Genomic DNA, 18,075 nt, shown 5'->3' with positions numbered 1-18,075 from the left:
TCGTCATTTCCCCAAGACTTTTTTTAGGAAATCGACTTGTACTTGAAGTTCCCCGATCTTTGAGTATAGATCCTTTTCCTTGGAGTTTTCTGCTTCGCTAGCAGCAGGCTGCTCTTTGCTGAATACCAACTCGGCATTCTCAAGAAACTCGCGTTTCCAAGCTGTGATCTGAGTCGGATGAATCTCATACTTGGATGCCAAGTCCTGTACGGTGCTGACCTCCTTGATGGCCTCAATAGCCACTTTTGCTTTGAAGCTTGCGCTGAATTTTCTGCGTTCCTTTTTCATAGTCAACTACTAAGTTAAAAATTTAAGTAGCTGTCCAGATATTCGGGAGTATTATATTAATAGTGTATTTCGAATATCTTGAATGGTGTTCCTACGATTTCTTGAAAATTCCCTACTAGATTAAATCCTCTAAAATTATGCATTGGTCAGCATCACTAGCAATCCAACAATACCCGCGAGCAACTGAATGATAATTATTCCCCCTCACCGCTCCAACTCAACCCCCTCCCACTTCAAAACCCCTGAAACCCAACTAAAAACTCCCCCGCTATCGCAAAACCCGCGGCGCGACGCCCTGCTCCCCAACGAACTTCACCAGTGACCCTCCCGCCTCCTAATATTCCATTCCACCGGGTGCAGCCGGTATCATCCATTTGTAATGTGCTTGGTGCTGATGTTTTTGTTGGCGGCAAGTAGGTTTTCCATGCATATGGGGATGAGCGCGCCTAATGGGATCTGGAATGGCGAAGGCGGACTCGATGTAGTTGTCTCCGCAGCTGCTAGGATGCAGGTCGAAGCACTAGCTAAGCCTACGCTGTCGTGGGATTGCTTGGCGCCTGCTGCTTACAAAACGTAAAGAAACCTTCAAAGCTTAGATCTTCATCAAGATTTTCCCAATGAATTCCGAAAGGAGATAATTCGTAGCGTTCCCTTTCATCGTTAGATGCATTTAATAATCTAGGGAACCACTGTAATGGATGGCTACGCTCTTCGCCATTTACTGTTTGGATAAATATATTATCATCCTTGAACCAAACTTTTTTTACTTTAATTTCCATGATACTCTTTCCATTTAGCAATGATGATTTCCTTGTTTTCTTCGATTAGGGATTCTGCTAAATTAATATCTTTCTTTTTTATACCTCTGTTATCGACCAGTTTAACAGGATTTACCTCAAACTTTGCTTCTCCGTCTGCATTCTTAACATGAATATGAATCGGTAAGTGCTCATTGGAATAAAAATAGAATCTCAAACCAAAGATTATGAATAATGTAGGCATAGCGTCTTTTTCCTTGTTGCGTTATTTCCCTTTATTTTCAGTAGGTCCAATATTTTAACAATCTATAAATATTTTACCTAATTCATCTCACCCTTCCCACTCCAACTCAACCCCCTCCCCGCGCAAAAACCCCTGAAACCCACTCAACAACTCCTCCCTTTCCCGCACAACCCGCGGCGCAACGCCTTTCTCCCCAGCAAACTTCACCAGCAACCCCACAGCCTCCCCAATGCTCCACTCCACCGGATGCAAACGATAACAGCCATTCGTAATGTGCGTGGTTCCAATGTTCTTGTTAGCCGGCAGCAGGTTTTCCATGCGCATGGGCAGCAGTGCGCCTAGCGGGATTTGGAATGGCAGTGAGGCGAAATCAATGTAGTTGTCACCTTCGTTGCTGGGGTGCAGGTCTATGTGGTAGTAGCCTATTCCGACGCTGTCGGGGAAGTGGGCGGCTTTTTCTTTGGGGCCGGGGGCGCCATTGGCGATGGCGCCGGTTGCGCCACGTTCCGCGGCTAGGGCGCGGTTTTCGGCTCCTACGTGTTCTTCTTTGATGGTGAAGAGGGCTTTGATGCGGCGGGATTCGCGGACGTAGGGATATTTAGCGAGGCCGTCTTCGGTTCCCATGATGTCTTTGCGGAGGCGGATCTCGGGCCGGCCTTTGCCGCCTTCCGGGCGTGGGGCTTCGGTTTGGAGCCAGTATAGCAGGGATAGGCTGAGCTGTTTGGCCCGGTTGACGTGTTTATCGAATTCTTTTTCGCTGGCTCCAATGAGATTGCCCAGGAAATAGTCGTTTTGGGGCCAGTTGACGATGGTAATGTCACCTGCGTAGGCTCCGGGTTTGAAATTGTCTTTGCTGATGATCCTGCGGTAATTCCATAGATTCAGCATATCGCCCGTTTTAATGCCGGCCGGATGGAATCCGAGCTGTTTCGGTTCCAGTGTCTTGGGATTGGAATAAGACAGATCCAGCAGCTTTCCTGACCAGGGTTTGGCCATTTTTGGAATAAAATCCTTCCAGAATGCATACTCGACAGGTTTCTCGATCACGTGATTTTCTCCCGGCCGGTAATCAATGGCGTAACAAACTGTGAATGCCTGGTTATTGTCGGGATTGCCTTTTTCGGGTGCGTGAAGCTCGTTGGTTTCGGCTTTGGATTCGGTGCCGGTTACGAATTCGGTTCCGGTAATGGGCAGCAGGTCGCCCAGTTCGGTTGCATCGACGAAGTAGGGTGCTGAGAGTTTGGAGCGCGTTTTTGTTTTGACATTCACCACTTCCAGGGACTGGACTTTATTTCCTTTCACCTCGGCAGTAACGGCCTTATGCTCCATTAACAGCGTCAATTTGCCGGAGCTGATGTAGGGCATGAACATATCGTTCAGAACGGCTACGGCTACACGCGGCTCGTGGCAAAGGCGTGAAACCGCGCCGTCGCCGGGATTCAGATGTTTGCGGTTTTTGGCTTCTTCGGTAAGCGGGTAATGTTTGATATAATATTGCCTGACGGCAGTCCTGAAATCCCGGTAAAGTTGCGTGGCGCCGTGCGTTTCGATCCATTGATGCTCATCCGGCGGGACGCCCTGCTGCGAAAGCTGGCCGCCGAGCCAGTCGGTTTCTTCGGTCAGGATTACGGACAAGCCATTTCGCAACGCGGCTAATGCTGCCGCACAACCGCCCAGCCCGCCTCCGGCCACGACCATATCGGCCTCAAAAAAAAGATTCTTTGCTGTGTCTTTCGACTGCAAAGAATCCGTGTCTTGTATTTCTGATTTGTTCGTTAGCAAGCTGCCTGTCAGGGCGATGCTTCCGAGGAAGTTCCTTCGCTTCATACTATTTAAACGACTTTCCCCATCACATACATTTCCTCCATGGTTGGGGTTGGGTTACCGCCTTCTTTTTCCAATGTAATGGCGAAAGCGACTGCGCCAGGTTTTGTATTTTTCATTTTAAGCACTCTTCCGGAGAATTCCTGGTCAATCATGCCCATATCAACCGGCTTATTATCCACAATGCTCCAAAGCTGATATTGCTTTCCTGAGGGCGGCTTTGGCAAGTTCTGCACGTCCAGCAAAACCTGGTTGGTTGCTGTGTGCCAGAATGCTGCTACCGAGCTCTGAGGCGATTTTTCCAGTCCGGCCAGATGCACCGTTTTATACTCCGGATTGCGGTAGAGGCTTGCCAATGATTGTGCATAGCTGAAACCTTTCTCCAACGTCCCCATTTTGGAAGCCATTTCCTCATTGTCCTTTTTCACTTTGGACATTTCGGTTGCCGACCAACCTGCAAAAATGGCCAGCAAAACAGAAGCTGCAACAGCAAGCCGCGCCCAGAATGGCGTAACCACTTTCGTTTCAACGCTGTTAAAGGCATTATCGATCACCCTGGGTTCTTCCTGGGTAACCGGGCGCATGTTGCTCGTTACCGCAGTCAGTTCGTTCTTTGTTTCTTCGGTCTGCTCGTCGGTGTTTGTATCATCTATCTCCTGTACGGAATCAAAATTCATTTTGGCAAAAAGCGATTCTTTCAAAGAAGCGGGCGGAGGCGTCTGATGTTTCAGTGCATATTCTTCCAATGCGCTTTCAGTCCTCAGCAGCTCTTCTTTTATCTCAGGGTAAATATGAGACATGCACTCCACTTCCTGTTTTTCCTGAGGAGAAACAGTGCCCAATACATATTCCTCTAATATACCGGACTCTATGTAGGCTTGGATATTCATACTGCAAAGTATTGTTTTAACTCTTGTAATGCTGTTCGGATCCTTGATTTCACAGTTCCCAACGGGATGCTCAACTCCTCTGATATCTCTTCATGCGTGTATCCCTGAAAATAGGCCATGTCAATGAGGATCTTCCTTTCGGGCCTCAGCATATTCACAATGGCTTTCATCTCCGAACTTGATGTCAGCGAATCTTCATATACGTCCCTTTCATTCTGGACTGCCTTGTTGTCGATATCATCCATCGCTGGTTTTCTTCCCTCAACCCTTGCCGCGTCTATCGCACCATTCCGTGCAATGTTCATGATCCATGTGAACAGCCTTCCTTTTTCCGGATTATAAGAAGCTATATTCTTCCAGATTTTTAGAAAAGACTCTTGCAATACATCTGCGGCGCGCTCCTCATCCCTCAACGTTTTTGAAATGATATTAAACAAAGCGCCTGAGTAATGGTCGTACAGGAATTCAAAAGCTGTTCGCTCATTTCTTTTCAGAGCCAACACCAATTCCTCTTCCGAGTATTTTAACTTACTAGTCGCCAAGAGTTGCTTAACATTTAATTGTATGTTACTAACTGGCAATCTAACGAATTTTCGGAAGAACCGGTCACGGCTATTATAAATTATTGTGTCCTGGCTCCAGCCATCAAAAACTGTGGTTAGCTGCGGTAATGAGGGTATCCCGATAGGGGCATAAGTTACATTCATGATAGTGTGTTTTTTCTTGATATACGAACAACACACCGGAAAAGATCAATGAAGGACTAACTCTTGCCGAAACCGCTATAAAATCGTCTATTTCCTTATCTTTTCGATCCTTATATAGGCAAGAAACAGGAACAAAGCCATGAGGCTGAGGAGATAAATAATGTTTCGGGAATCGACAAGGCCTTTTCCTAACGCGAGATACTGCTGATCCAGTGCTCCCCAATTAAGTAACTCCGAGGCAATTCCTACTCCTGCAAGTTGTGCCAATGCAGTAAAACCTACATACCAGACGAATGCGATAAAGACGCAGGCAATGAATGCGACGATCTGGTTATCGGTCAGCGAGGACGTCCAGATTCCCATGGAAACCAGCACGCCGCAAAACAGCAGAAGGCCGATATAGGAACCGAAAACGGCAGCAGAATCCACATTGCCCTCGGGGTTGCCCAGCTTGTAAACGCTGTAATAGTAAATGAGTGTAGGCAAAAGGGTGATGGCCACGAGGACCCAGTTTGCAAAAAACTTGCCCAGTACAAGCTCAATGTTGCGCAATGGCTTGGTTAGCAGCAGTTCCAATGTCCCGTTCCTGGCTTCTTCTGAAATCGAGCGCATCGTAATAGCGGGAATCAGAAAAAGCAGCACATACGGAGCCAGCTGGAAAAATGAGCCCAGATCGGCATAACCGTAATCAAGAATATTGGAATCAGGAAAAACCCAGACAATGAGACCAACCGCGGTCAGGAAAGCGGCCATCACAATGTAGGCGATCAGGGAATTGAAAAAGCTCCCTATTTCCTTTTGAAAAATTGCAAACACATTGAAAAAATTTAAACCGAAACTGCTGCAGGGTTATTCAAAAACCGGCTTTTCGCGGCGGATGATGGCTGCCACGACCAATGAAATGATCAGTCCCATTAAAATATAACCAAACACACCTATCGCAAAAACCACCCCGGGCGACATTACTTTCTGGGAAAGTTCCATAGCCTGGTCAATCTGCGAATCGTCAAGTCCTCTTCGTTCCATATCCTCACGCACCTGGTCCATTCCCTGCGTAAGCAGTGTGTTATCGATAAATTGCATGTAAAACATCGAAAAAGCCGAACTCAACAAGCCCATCACGGCTGCGACCAACGTCCCCAGGCCTAACCCCTGGCCATACGTCATGTAACCACGGTTTTTTTCCCGAAAATTCTTCATTGCCAGCACAATGGCTACCACCATGAACACGAACGATAAAGAAGATAAGATCTTGTTCTGGGACAACCCGGCAATGTTAATGATTGTCGAGTAGATCATGATCACCACGGACGCCAGCACGCCGTATTTCAGAGCCACACGAGCGGTTGACGCTTGTTCTTCCATTTTCTAAAATTGTTTAGGTAAGGCAAATACTTGGTGATCAAATTTAAGCTTTATTATGAAACACACCGTAATCCTGCTTTCTGAAAATAAGCGAAATAACCAGGATCGGGATGATCGCCATCACGGTTTTCTTGCTCACCTCATCCATAATGATCTCCGAACGCTCCATGCTCCCCACGCCATTGTACATTTTGGTAAATTCAGCTTCCCCAATGTTCTTGACCAACTCCGCTTTGCCTTCGAGCATTAATGTCTTCATTTCGGCCAGATAATTGGTAAAAACAGATGGATCTGCATAAGTCACGAAAAAGTAGATCAGCCAGCCGGCTATCAGCGCGCCCAGCGTATTCACTACATAACCGATCGTCAATGCTTCCCACAAATGCAGGAACCCTTTGCCGACATATTTCCGATAATACCAGCAAGCACCGGCTATCAGGATAATGTGTATACCAAAATCAAGGATCTTGTTGTTTCCCAATGGCACAATGTCCATGAAGTAAAGTCCCAGAAAGAAAAGGAAAACGAGCACCCCGGTGATCAGCCCAAAGATCAGGGAGACTTTTAAAAGGGGTTTGTTAAAATATTCGATTATTGATTTCATAGATACCATTCCTGTTTTCCGTTATTGACAACGCCTCTCACTTTTCCACGCAGCTCTTGTCCCAGAAATGGTGTGTTTTTTGACTTCGAAAAGCTTTTATTAAATGTCCAGTTTGTGTCCTTTTCAAAGAAAGTAAGGTTCGCCAGCGCGCCTTCTTCCAGTAATGGATCCTGTAATCTCAAAACCCGGCGCGGTCCCGAAGTGAATTTTTCAACGATGTCTTCGACACCTAATCCGCTGTACATTAATGCAAGCGAAAAGGCAGTTTCCAGGCCGGTCATACCGAAATCCGCATGGTCAAATTCAAGATTCTTACTCTCCTCATCATGTGGGTTATGATCCGAAACAATGGCGTCAATGGTCCCGTCAGCAAGCGCATCCTTAATAGCCTCCGCGTCTGCTGCGGAGCGGAATGGCGGGTTCACTTTCAGGTTTGTATCAAAATTAATCAGATCACCATCCGTAAAAGCGACCTGGTGCGCGGCGATATCGCAGGAAACCGGCAAACCATTCCTTTTCGCTTCCCGGATCAGTTCTACTGCTCTTTTTGTAGAGATTAATGAAATGTGTAATGCTGGCGAATCAGATTTGTACATGCTTTTTTCAAGCGCATATTCGAGCAATTTCAGGTCCCGGTTAAGCATCATTTCTTCGGCCAGGGAAGGAATGCCTTTCATGCCGATCAATGTGCTGGTCAGGCCTTCATGCATCTGCCCGTAAAGCGTCAGTTGCCTGTCTTCGGGCCGGTTCATCAGCAGCGCATTGAGCGGTTGCAGATATAATATAGTTTTCAGAAACAGGTCTGCATTCTGCACCGGATGCTCGCCGTCGGTAAACGCTATGGCGCCCGCTTCGTGCAGATCGATCATTTCGGTAAAGTCAACGCCTTCGGCTTTTCGTGTTACGGATGCCGCAACGTGCAGCTTCACCAGCCCGCCCGAGCCCGATTGGCGAATGTAATTCAATGTATCCTTGCTGTGAACGACAGGCTCCGTATTAGGCAGCAATACGATTTCCGTAAAACCGCCATGCGAAGCCGCAGCGCGTACGGATACAAGATCCTCTTTATGCTCAAACCCGGGATCACGCGAAGCTACGCGCATATCCACCCAGCCTGCGGACACGCCCAAGCCATTGCCTTCAACCACCTCCGCACCATCTGCGTCCAGGTGGTCTCCTATCGATTTAATGTTTTTGCCTTCAATCAGAATGTCCTTAATCTGGCCGTTGAACGGAGATTTTTTATCAATGATCTGAACTGAACGGATTAATAATTTCATATTTGAGTATTCAAAACAAAAAAAAAGCTCCAAAACGGAGCTTCAACCTTAATATCAGGCACCTATAAACTTTTCGTATTCTTCGGCGGACATTAAACCTTCCTGATCGTCGGGATTGGTCAGACTAATTTTCACCATCCAGCCACGACCATAAGGATCCGTATTAACAAGCTCAGGCTCGCCATCCAATTCTTCATTCACTTCCAGCACTGTTCCCGCAACGGGGATAAATAAGTCAGAAACCGTCTTAACCGCTTCAACTGACCCAAAAACCTCGCCTTTTCCCACTGCATCTCCCACCGTGTTGATATCGACGTACACAATGTCACCCAATTCATTCTGCGCATGGTCCGTAATGCCAATGGTCGCTGTATCGCCATCGATGCGAATCCATTCGTGATCCTCTGTATACTTAAGTTCTGACGGGAAATTCATGGTTTAATCAGGTAAGTTGTAAACATCTTTAGTAACGCAAATTACAGGATGTCGGTCGTATTTTCCAAATCAAAAAGTTATTCAGCCAAATTGAATTTCAACTGCACACCGCCGGACGTGCTTGCCCGGTAAAAGGAATTGGAAACCAATGGATCGTTAAATGTCCTGTCGAAATAAAACTGCACGCTCAAACGATTGTTAACCATGTAATTAACGGTCGGGCGGAGCTGGAAGTTGATGTTACCGGCAATGGGGATGTTCTCACCGTCAAACTTCCGCTGTATGGACCTCGTATCGCGGAAAGTAAGGCCCAGCTGCATCGTCATATCATTCTTCAGTTTCTTCTTGACGCCATTGATCTTGAACGGGATGGCCACATTGTTTTTGGTAAAACCAATGTTCACCGTCACATCCTGGTTGAACAGTTCCGCCATCTGCGAATTGGACAGGTTTAATGCAATGGTGCGGTCCCGGTTGTATTCGATCCGGGCGGTAACCCTGCTCTGCGTCCTGAATTCAACCCCGACAAGTGGCTGGAACTTCTCCGACAATGTGATCGTGCTCATCGAAAACACCGGAATGTATTGTCCGAGCTCATTCAATCTTTGTGAAAGAGGATAACCCGTTACCGACAGGTTCACATAAAGTGCCTCATAATCCAGCGAAGATGTAAAGTTTCCAACGCTGTACTGCGACATGTATTTATGCCGCAAAGTGAACGAGCTGAAAAGTCGCTTAAAGCCCGCAAGCTGCGAAAGGCCATTGTAACTTAGATCCCAGTTGGGCATCGGGAATTTCAGGAACGGGTTTGTCCGCACGGTCTGCGGATCCTTGCCTGTATAAGCTGCAAAGAATGACGAAATCAAAACGTCCTGTGAAGTTTCATTATACTCTCCGCCACTCTGGTTTTCTGCATTCAGACGATCCCTCAAAATAGCACGGTAAGCTCTGAATTTATCAAAAACAGGAGAAGAATTATCGCGTTTCATTTTAGCAAAAGCCGTTCTGAATGACAAGAAAGACATACTGAACTGTCCATTCCGCAGCGGGCTTTGCGACACAAAGTTACCTGATGCATCGGGCCGGTAAAACTCCTGGTACGCATCCTGCCGCGTGAGCCGCGCTTCAACGATCAGCCTGAAATCCTTGAATGGTTCCAATGTGGTGTTGGCGGAGAAGTTCTTTGCAATAGTTTGCTGGAAAGGCATATTCTGCTGCTCACTTTTCGTGATCCAGCCTTTTTCAGCCGCCTTAATCTGGAAATTCCGGTCTTGCTGTCCAAGGACAAATGGCAGCCCGGGTGCATTGGTGTTATCTATTCCAAAATAGCTCGGTGCACGCAAGTACCCCGGAAGCGCCGTTGTTTCCTGAATCGAATAACTCACATTAATCCCCCGAACGGTCATTAAAGCACGCGTCACGCTTTTCAGAATGTCCGTCGTACGCATATCGATTTCCTCAATGTCACCGGGACTTCTTGCAAAATTTTTGCGTCCCGCCGAAGGTGTGTTGGCAAATTTCAAATAGCGCAGTTTGTTATAAAGCAGCACAAAATCCACCTTACCGGTAACTCCTCGGTCTTTGCTGTTACGGATAATGTCCCCGAATGGTAAGCCTAATGTGTCTTTTAATCCAAATGCATTGGCTTGGTATTGATAGGCAACCGAGTGTTTGTAATCGGCTGTCATCCAGTCCAGAAGCGGAATTTTATCCAATGGCAAGCGATAAGTAAGGTCAATCTTCTGGTCAAAATTCTTCATCCTACCCAGTTTCTTGAAATTGGTCCAGAGCGAGTCTTTTTTCTCAGCAGAGTTGATGTCGCCCATCGGCTCGTCGATGATGGAGTTGGCCGTTGAGTTGTAGCTCAATGTCATATTCGGGGTCAGGTTCCAGCTCAGGTCATAATAGCGGTTGAACCAGAAATATTTTTCATACAAAGGCTGAATGCCGTCCGTCGTCAGATCCGCATTCCGAAGCTGTGTTTTCAGGAACCGGCGGTCAACATCTGTACGGATAGAGACCATGTTAGGCAGCAATGTCAGGTTTACATCTTTGATGATATCAGCCCAGCGGCTGGTCGCTTTCCAGTTTTTGAATGGCTCCATAGGCTTCGGCTGACTGCTGTACACGTAAGAAATGCCACCACGGTAATTGCGTTGCGCATATTCCTGGGTAAGAATGTTCCGCCGCTTGTCATCACTGAATGCATAGGTAAACGAGAAGTTCTCAAAATCATAGAAGTGATTCCGTGCTCCGGGCTTGGTCTTGATCTTCCTGACATTAGAAAAATTAATCCCCCGTTTGATGGCATTTTCCTCCACCATACGCCGGTAACCATCCCGTTCTTCATCCGATTGCAAATTTCCCAGCGAAGTTTCGAGCGGCGTATCCGGGTCGAGCGGATTGAAATGCGGCTTTACATTGCGCCGGTCATAGCTCAGGAACAGCGGAATGCTGAAACCCCAGCTTGCGGGCAGCAGTTTATCTAATGCCACGTTCGTAGACACGCCATATTCTGTGGTGAAATTACGGGAACGCTCTCCAATGCGCTGCTGCACGCTTCCAAAACCGAACGTTTCCAGCCTTCCGGAAGCAGTTAATGTTGCAAAATCCGCCAGTTTCGCATTCAATTGCGCAATGGCCGCAACGCCGCCTGTGTCGTCAAAGCCCTCCACGTGCATTTCATCCACCCAAATACAGAAGCTTTTCGGGCGTTCGTCCTGGGATTTCGGATTGCGCATCCCGATCATCATGACGCGCACCGAACTTAGATCCGGGTTACCGACCACAGTCAATTTGTATCTGCCGTCTGCTGTAGTGATCGTGTAAGGCACGCTCAGGTTTTTGTCCAGCTGGCGGTTGCGTTGTGCTTTGGCTTCGATCAGATCGGCCAGGGCAATGTTCAGTTCATTCTCTTCCGGCCAAACTTCATGATCAAGTGCCTGACCCGGCAATGTTGCTTTTAGACTGGAAAGGTCTATTTCGTAGTAATTTTGAGTAAGGTCTGTTCCAATCCGCATGAATGCACCCACCATGCGATCTTCGCTCTGCTCATTCTGCATGTGGACATACATACGCAGTCTTTTGCGGAACAATAAATCCAGGTTCACATTTTTGAAAACCGCTCTGGAATCACCATCGCGTAGGTCTGTTACACACAAGCTCATCGACTGCTCATTCAGCAAAAGCGGAGGACGCTGTGTGTTATCACGATCGCGTGTCCATGTTGGTGGAATTTCGTAAACGTATTTATTTGTGCTGTTTTCCTGCTCTTGACCATTTTCTTCAATGCTAACCGTTCCGACCGTGAACTTTGCATCATAAGGCTCAGGAACTTCCTGTAAGCCAGGCGCGTCCAGGTTGGCCGTGTATTTTCTGTATTGCTGACCAACCATTTGCAACTGCGCAAAACGCAATACAACAGGCTGTTGGAAATCAGTCAGATACATACGCATAAAACGGATGGACTTAAAGCCGTTCATGTTGCCTATCACCCCCGAAAACTCCTTAATAGGAACCCGGAAGAGATACCAGGTTTGCTGATCGGCCGTGTTAACCGTTTTATCAACAATGTATCCATTACCAACCGCCAGCTGGTTCGGTTTCAGGTCAATTTCGTATTCGTAATAAGACTCGTTGTCATTGATCGTGTTGTCGACGTTCATATCCTCTCCGTCGGGCACATTGGTTGAAGCGGGCGTCACATCGGCGTTTCTGCCAAGGCTTTCGGGAGAGTTGTTCTCCATGCCAATGTAATTCTTGTAACGCTGCAGAACTTTTAAATTGGCACTATCCAGGCTTGCTCCCAGGAAAAACTGGAAATCGTCCCCGGAAGGGTCGCCCAAAATCTGCTCGCGTGCTTGGGTGGTCAGGTTAGCGGGCAAACGATCGATGAATCCTTTGAAAAAACGACGCTCCTCTTCATTATTCAACCCATCCAAACCCACATCCTGCCGCTCACGCGCACCGGATTCGTTGCTGAATGCATTAATCAGATATTGCGACTTCGTTACGTAACCCCAGGCCGTAGAATCAACATTCACGCCAACTTGTTTGGGCACAATAGGAAGCCCGTTCTCAAAATTGTAACGCTCGTCAGGAATAACATCTTCTGAAATATCACCTAAGTTGAAAACCAGTTTCCCACCCGTTGTGTTGGGTTTTTCATCTCCGCTCCCATCCCGAACTTTCCCCAGTTCATTGTTAATAAATGGGTCCAGCATCCAGAATTCGATGCTTTCAATGTTCGCATTATCAAAGTCGTTATCCGAAGTGATCGCTCTGCTGATCGCGCCGAAGTTTTGTCTTGGGTTTTTCAAACGACCATTAGGCAACAGGTCAACATTGTAGTTGTACATGCCGCGCTCGCTTGGATAATAAGCAATGTCGAGGACATTTTGCGGATAAGATACCAGTCCGGCAATCGCACGACGCGGGAAAATTTCATTTGGCAAATAAAGTCTTTCGTAATAGTAGGTTCGATCCTGGTCGTCCAAGTTGCCCGGCGGATCATATCCACCGCCCAGCCCTTGCGCACCGCCAAATATATTGTCCACCGTATAAGCAGAGATTTTCGCGCGCCTGTAAGCATAATCCAATGTCTTACCATCCGTTCCCTGCCTGAACTTTGGCGGAACACCTGCCAGCCGCCATTTTTGTGGTTGCCTTGAAAGGTCGTAAATGGTTCTGGTCGCTTCAAAATCGTCCACCAGCGAACGGTTATTGACATCTTTCGAAACACCGGGAAGAATTTTTGCAAATTCACCCTTGAACTGAATGCTCGACATTTCTTTGGTCTGGATCAACGGCAATGCATCCAGCCATTTGGTCAGGAAAGGCACGTCTTTTCTGAAATTAATATCAAAACCGAGCATTGTATTGTTAACCGGTTCATTTCCGATGGACACCCTCGTTAAGAAACCAGCAGGACGTTCCCTGTATTTCATAATTGTGGCGCCAATGCTCATATCGCGGCTTACGACGTAATCCAGGCGCGTTCCCAGCAAGGACCGGATCTGGTTCTGGAACATGTCGGGCCGTTCGTATTCAATAACGATTTCCCTGCCCGAGTTCATTACGCTGCCATTAAGGATACGGACCCGGCCGATTTGTGCTTCAACAATGTAATCTGAGCCAGGTGAAAGAGGCACGCCGCCGGAAGTGACGGTAACCGAAGTTTCCAGAACACCGAACGGAAGCTGGACTTCTGCGCCACCGCTGGATTGATACGAACCTTTAATGAAGAATTTATTACGCTCAGAAACCTGCTGCGCATCGATCATAGTCGTGGAATACAGCTCACCGAAAACATATTTGTTCCTGAACTGCTCTTCACCGGCACCGAATTTCTTGGACAGATTGCTTCCAAACGGCTCCAAAACCGGGAAGATAATGCGGCCTGATTTACTATCCACCGTAATCCCGTCCACAAAATCGAAGTTTCCGTCGGGTTGCAGATCATTAACCGGGTTCAGCCTGTCGAGGCCCATTAAGCGGATCAATGGAATGTTGGCAATGCTGCTTTCCTGCAAGTTTGGGTTATCAATTCCGGTTTGATCATCCTTATAAATGATCCGTAACTGGAAACCCTGCTTATCCATCTGGCTGGTTCCCAGGGCATAAATATTTTTCATCATCAGGTTCCACATAGGAAGCTTTGTGTTGTTCCTGATCGTGGATGATTTCAGCAGTTTTAATGCAATCACCTCATTATCCCGGCGTGCCTGATAATCCTCGGTCAGCTCACCCACTTTAAATGCTCTTCCATTCAATGTGTATTCGTAAGAAACGGCCAGCACTTCGTCGTTTCTAAGGGCATTGGTCAAGGAAATGTAACCAAGCTGTGGGTGAAATGTATAGTCACGATCAGCGATCAGCCTTTTGGCTCCTCTCAGCAACTCATAATCGACCGCTTTTTCCAGTCCCAGGCTTGTAATCGCACTATTTGTATTATCAACCTGCCGGAACGACTCATTAGCTGTCAATGATTTATAAAGCCCATTAGCAGCATTATCAGCAGGCGAAGTAGAACGGATCGGCTGTAAACTTGGATTCGCCGACTTATAAGGAGCAGGTTCGCCTAAATCCGCGAAACCGACAACGTTTCTGAGCGATTCCGTTGTGGTGGTGCGGTTTGTAACATACACCTCCATACGCGTAACCGTCACGCCCGATGTAATGGTCGGCGTGTTCTTCAACGAGCTCTCGTAAATATTCCTGAAATATTGGGATAGGAAGAAATTTCGGTTTTCATCGTAAGTATCGGCACGCAACTCAAAATCCCTGCTTTGCGCCCCTCCTCTTAAAACAATTCTTTCTTTACTGGATTTCTGCTGCGAAGCTACAACGGTTGCGCTTAACCGGCCGAATTGAAGGTCCGTTTTCAAACCAAAAAGGTTCTGAACACCGGGGATCAGCTGGCTGTTAATGGCCCAGTTGATGTTACCCGCTTCAATTTTCCGGATAAAACTTTCTTCCGGGTTCTTATAATTCAGCTTAATCGCATTCTCAAAATTGAAGTTGGCCTTTGTATCAAAGTTCGTCTGGAAACCAAGCTGATCACCCAACCTTGCATCAAAATTAATGCTGATCTGTTCATTAAAGATGAATTGCGTATTCCTCCGTTGCCGGATCGGGATGGCCGGGTTATCCAGGAACTGGTGCATTAAGCCCAAATCCAGCGACACGAAACCGGTGGGCTTAAAGTTGATAAAATCATCTCCCAGCAACTTGGAAAGGCCAGGCGGAATGTCCAGTTTAGGCAAAAGCCCCCGCGACCCCATGGCACTTTTCCCATCCTGCCGTCCCGCATATTCGCGCAGCAGACTTTTGAATGCGCGGTCCTCCTGAATTTTGTCATAAGTGGAAAGATCCATCCGTTCCGGTGCCCGGTAATTGAAGTTACCAGTCGGGGTTTGGATGCTTTCGGAAACGGCTACTTTACCAGCGCTGTCCAGTTGAATGGAGACATTGGCCGGATCACGGAGATAAAATGGGGAGCGTGGCCTTGGTTCAGCAATGCGGTTGGAATAGAAATCTTTCCAACGCATAATAAGCTGACTACCAGACCTATCAATTTTCTTTTTGGAAGTATCTTCTCTTACAGTATCGGCAATAATTGCCCAGTCCTGCGCCTGCCCGGAATAAGGTTCGTCCATATCAACGGATAGATTCGCTAACAGAACAGCGCCTGTTGATATGGTTAATGCCTTAAAAAGAAAGGAGTAAATCGTTGATGACAAGGTATTATACTTATTTAGAGAAGGTTGCAGCTACAATCAAATCCATCAAAACGACTTTACTATCGTAAATTTTTTTACCAAATATCATTACAGTTCGGTTATCGAAGTGCCAACTTAATAAGATTCTCAACGGTGACCGCCTGACCTTCACGCTTGATGATGGCGTCAAGGCTTTTTTCTGCGGTGGCTTTGGGAATTCCCAATGTAACCAGTGCAGCAAGCGCCTCACTTTTCACAGTGCCGGAAGGATTGTCTATGGTCCTCGGACCGGTAGACACCAGATCTTCCTTGCGAATTTTATCCCTTAATTCAAGTATTACGCGCTGAGCAGTTTTGGACCCGATGCCTTTAATCGACTGGATCAATCGCAGGTCTTCATCTATTATTCCTTGTCGTATTTCCGATGAAGAAAGCGACGATAACATAACCAGGGCCGTTGATGGCCCAACACCCGAAATGCCTATCAGGTCTAGGAAAAGCTTTTTCTCATCACTTCCCCAAAACCCGTATAGTATGTGGGCGTCTTCCCGTATATTCAGGTACGTTACAAGTTTGCAACGCTCGCCCAGTTCAGGCAGTGAAGTATAGGTTTGTAATGAAATCCGAACTTCATAGCCTAGTCCGTTTACATCAATAATGGCATAAGCCGGATCTTTGTAGACTACAGTTCCGTTAACGTAGGCAATCATATAAATAGTATGTGTAATTGACTCTTGTTCACTAGCTGGAAACGATCAGTTTTTGGCCTGGTTTAATCGCATTTCCTCTGATTCTGTTTTTCTTTTTCAATTGTCCTATTTCCAGTCCGTAACGTTGTGAAATAATCCAGAGCGTATCCCCTTTCTGAACTGTATGGTAACGCTTTTTAGTATGCCTGTCATTTCTTACAATTTCCTTTTTAACCGCAGGAGTCGAATTTGCTGCAACTCTCGAAGCGCGAACGGGCTCTTTCACTTCTTTTAGAATCACCAGACGCTGACCCCTGGCGATGTTGGTGCGGCGTAAGTGATTCCATTTTTTAAGCTCAGAAACCGACACTCTGTATTTTTTTGAGATCGAGTTTAAACTCTCTCCTCTTCTAACGGTGTGTGTAGCTCTTTTTGTACGTGTCTTTTGTAAAACTATTTCGTCATGCTCTTCCTCCAGATCTTCGTCGTACTCCGAAGTTGATTGCTGGCTAACCATTGTGGCATAAGGAAAAGCAGGATTTTTACCCATAGAGTCCAATGCAGTGCTATCCAGCTTTGCAACCATTACATTCGGTTGCAGAAGCAATCTGCGGGTGCAGGAATCCATAATTGAATTTCTGTTGCTCACCAGGTAAGTATACTGCATGCTAGGCACTTTCAGCACAAAATCCCTTGTCTGATCCGGCAGGGACGTTTTGGTGATTTGCGGGTTTAATTTCTTAATGTCATCAAAATTGATGTTGCTGTTCTTGCAGAATGCCAGCAAATCAATATAGCCATTGATATGAATGGTGTCGTTAGGGATCTGGAACTCTGTTTGTGCCGGGTAAATACCATGGTCGTTGCCGTAGTTCATCATATAATTCATCGCAACGTATTGCGGAACATATGAGCGGGTTTCGCGGGGAAGAACATTGTAGATAGTCCAGAACGTGGTCCCGCGAGAGCGGCGCATCGCGCGTTTCACATTGCCTGGGCCTGTATTGTAAGAAGCCAATGCAAGCTCCCAGTCGCCAAAAATATTGTAAAGTTGTTTCAGATAACGACAAGCAGCCTCGGTTGCTTTCACAGGCTCGAAGCGTTCGTCGATGTATTTGTCCTGATAAAGACCAAATTCACGGCCGGTCGCCGGCATGAACTGCCACAGACCGCCTGCTCTTGCATGAGAGATCACGGTTGGGTTAAGCCCCGACTCGATCATTGACAGATATTTAAGCTCTGTCGGCAAACCGTGCTTGGCTAGTGTTTTTTCAAAAATGGGAAAGTAGAGCGGCATCTTCTCCATCATTGTCTGAGTGAATTCTGCCTTTCTATAAATGAAATACTCTACAAACTCATGGGAAGTTTTGTGGTAAGTAAGTGGAATGGATTTTTCCAGTTTGGCGAACCGTTCTTTCAACAGTTCTTCCGGAATAGCCGGTGTGTTCCCAAATTCTTCAACAGCGGGCAAGGCGGGGATCGCCATTTCTTCTGCTGCAACTATTTTCTCCAGTGTATCCTGCTCGAATGCTAACTTCTCTTGTGGAATTATTGCCATAGCCGGCGCACTTCCAAATCCAACACACATGGCTCCGAGCCACAATACTTTTTTCGAAATCCTCATCAATAAATGTTTTTTGAAGGTTAATCAATTCCCGGTTTTCAATGGCTACTATTTGTAAATCAACTGTTACAAATAAAATTTCCTTGTTAAGATTTTCAACGTCCTGAAAATCTGCCTGATGAACTAGAATAATCTCTAATACATTTT

The 18,075-nt window shown here is 46.7% G+C and carries 15 protein-coding genes; all 15 read right to left on the bottom strand.

Annotated elements, in window-relative coordinates; translation table 11 throughout:
• Positions 1-3: 3 nt before the first annotated feature.
• Positions 4-288, bottom strand: coding sequence for a transposase (locus tag G395_RS0118080; RefSeq protein ID WP_026629193.1), 285 nt, complete (start codon positions 286-288; stop codon positions 4-6).
• Between the two features lie 366 nt (positions 289-654).
• Entirely contained in the window at positions 655-726 is a 72-nt protein-coding gene (locus G395_RS33105; RefSeq protein ID WP_374754387.1) for a hypothetical protein, read from the bottom strand.
• 92 nt (positions 727-818) lie between these two features.
• Positions 819-1,067 carry a DUF2442 domain-containing protein gene (locus G395_RS0118070; protein ID WP_026631348.1) on the bottom strand — a complete coding sequence of 83 codons (249 nt, stop codon included), beginning with the start codon at positions 1,065-1,067 and terminating at the stop codon, positions 819-821.
• Complete coding sequence (locus tag G395_RS0118065; protein ID WP_026631347.1) at positions 1,057-1,290, bottom strand: DUF4160 domain-containing protein; 234 nt, start codon at positions 1,288-1,290, stop codon at positions 1,057-1,059. Before G395_RS0118065 ends, G395_RS0118070 begins: the two co-directional genes overlap by 11 nt.
• Before the next feature lie 87 nt (positions 1,291-1,377).
• On the bottom strand, positions 1,378-3,117 hold the full coding sequence (locus G395_RS0118060) for an FAD-dependent oxidoreductase (protein WP_026631346.1): 1,740 nt from the start codon (positions 3,115-3,117) through the stop codon (positions 1,378-1,380).
• A gap of 5 nt (positions 3,118-3,122) precedes the next feature.
• The gene (locus tag G395_RS0118055) at positions 3,123-4,004 is read right to left on the bottom strand and encodes an anti-sigma factor (RefSeq protein WP_026631345.1); all 882 of its coding nucleotides are present in this window, start codon (positions 4,002-4,004) and stop codon (positions 3,123-3,125) included.
• On the bottom strand, positions 4,001-4,546 hold the full coding sequence (locus tag G395_RS0118050; protein ID WP_026631344.1) for an RNA polymerase sigma factor: 546 nt from the start codon (positions 4,544-4,546) through the stop codon (positions 4,001-4,003). The genes G395_RS0118055 and G395_RS0118050 overlap by 4 nt, the downstream gene beginning before the upstream one ends.
• 252 nt (positions 4,547-4,798) lie before the next feature.
• Complete coding sequence (gldF, locus tag G395_RS0118045; RefSeq protein ID WP_026631343.1) at positions 4,799-5,527, bottom strand: gliding motility-associated ABC transporter permease subunit GldF; 729 nt, start codon at positions 5,525-5,527, stop codon at positions 4,799-4,801.
• 33 nt (positions 5,528-5,560) lie between these two features.
• Positions 5,561-6,076 (bottom strand): DUF4199 domain-containing protein, encoded by a 516-nt coding sequence (locus tag G395_RS0118040; RefSeq protein ID WP_026631342.1) that lies wholly within the window; start codon positions 6,074-6,076, stop codon positions 5,561-5,563.
• 43 nt (positions 6,077-6,119) lie between these two features.
• Complete coding sequence (locus G395_RS0118035) at positions 6,120-6,680, bottom strand: DUF4199 domain-containing protein (RefSeq protein ID WP_026631341.1); 561 nt, start codon at positions 6,678-6,680, stop codon at positions 6,120-6,122.
• The gene (locus G395_RS0118030; RefSeq protein WP_026631340.1) at positions 6,677-7,960 is read right to left on the bottom strand and encodes a dihydroorotase; all 1,284 of its coding nucleotides are present in this window, start codon (positions 7,958-7,960) and stop codon (positions 6,677-6,679) included. The genes G395_RS0118035 and G395_RS0118030 overlap by 4 nt, the downstream gene beginning before the upstream one ends.
• A 54-nt stretch (positions 7,961-8,014) precedes the next feature.
• The gene (gcvH, locus tag G395_RS0118025) at positions 8,015-8,395 is read right to left on the bottom strand and encodes a glycine cleavage system protein GcvH (protein WP_026631339.1); all 381 of its coding nucleotides are present in this window, start codon (positions 8,393-8,395) and stop codon (positions 8,015-8,017) included.
• Between the two features lie 77 nt (positions 8,396-8,472).
• Complete coding sequence (sov, locus tag G395_RS0118020) at positions 8,473-15,636, bottom strand: T9SS outer membrane translocon Sov/SprA (protein WP_026631338.1); 7,164 nt, start codon at positions 15,634-15,636, stop codon at positions 8,473-8,475.
• Between the two features lie 98 nt (positions 15,637-15,734).
• The gene (gene ruvA, locus G395_RS0118015; RefSeq protein ID WP_026631337.1) at positions 15,735-16,325 is read right to left on the bottom strand and encodes a Holliday junction branch migration protein RuvA; all 591 of its coding nucleotides are present in this window, start codon (positions 16,323-16,325) and stop codon (positions 15,735-15,737) included.
• Positions 16,326-16,356: 31 nt separating this feature from the next.
• Positions 16,357-17,928, bottom strand: a complete 1,572-nt coding sequence (locus tag G395_RS0118010) for a lytic transglycosylase domain-containing protein (RefSeq protein ID WP_229204209.1) — start codon at positions 17,926-17,928, stop codon at positions 16,357-16,359.
• Between the last annotated feature and the right edge of the window lie 147 nt (positions 17,929-18,075).

It is taken from the genome of Dyadobacter alkalitolerans DSM 23607 (assembly GCF_000428845.1).
Lineage (GTDB): Bacteria > Bacteroidota > Bacteroidia > Cytophagales > Spirosomataceae > Dyadobacter > Dyadobacter alkalitolerans.
Note: the sequence above shows the minus strand (reverse complement) of the source record. Positions and strands in the feature narration are given on the sequence as shown.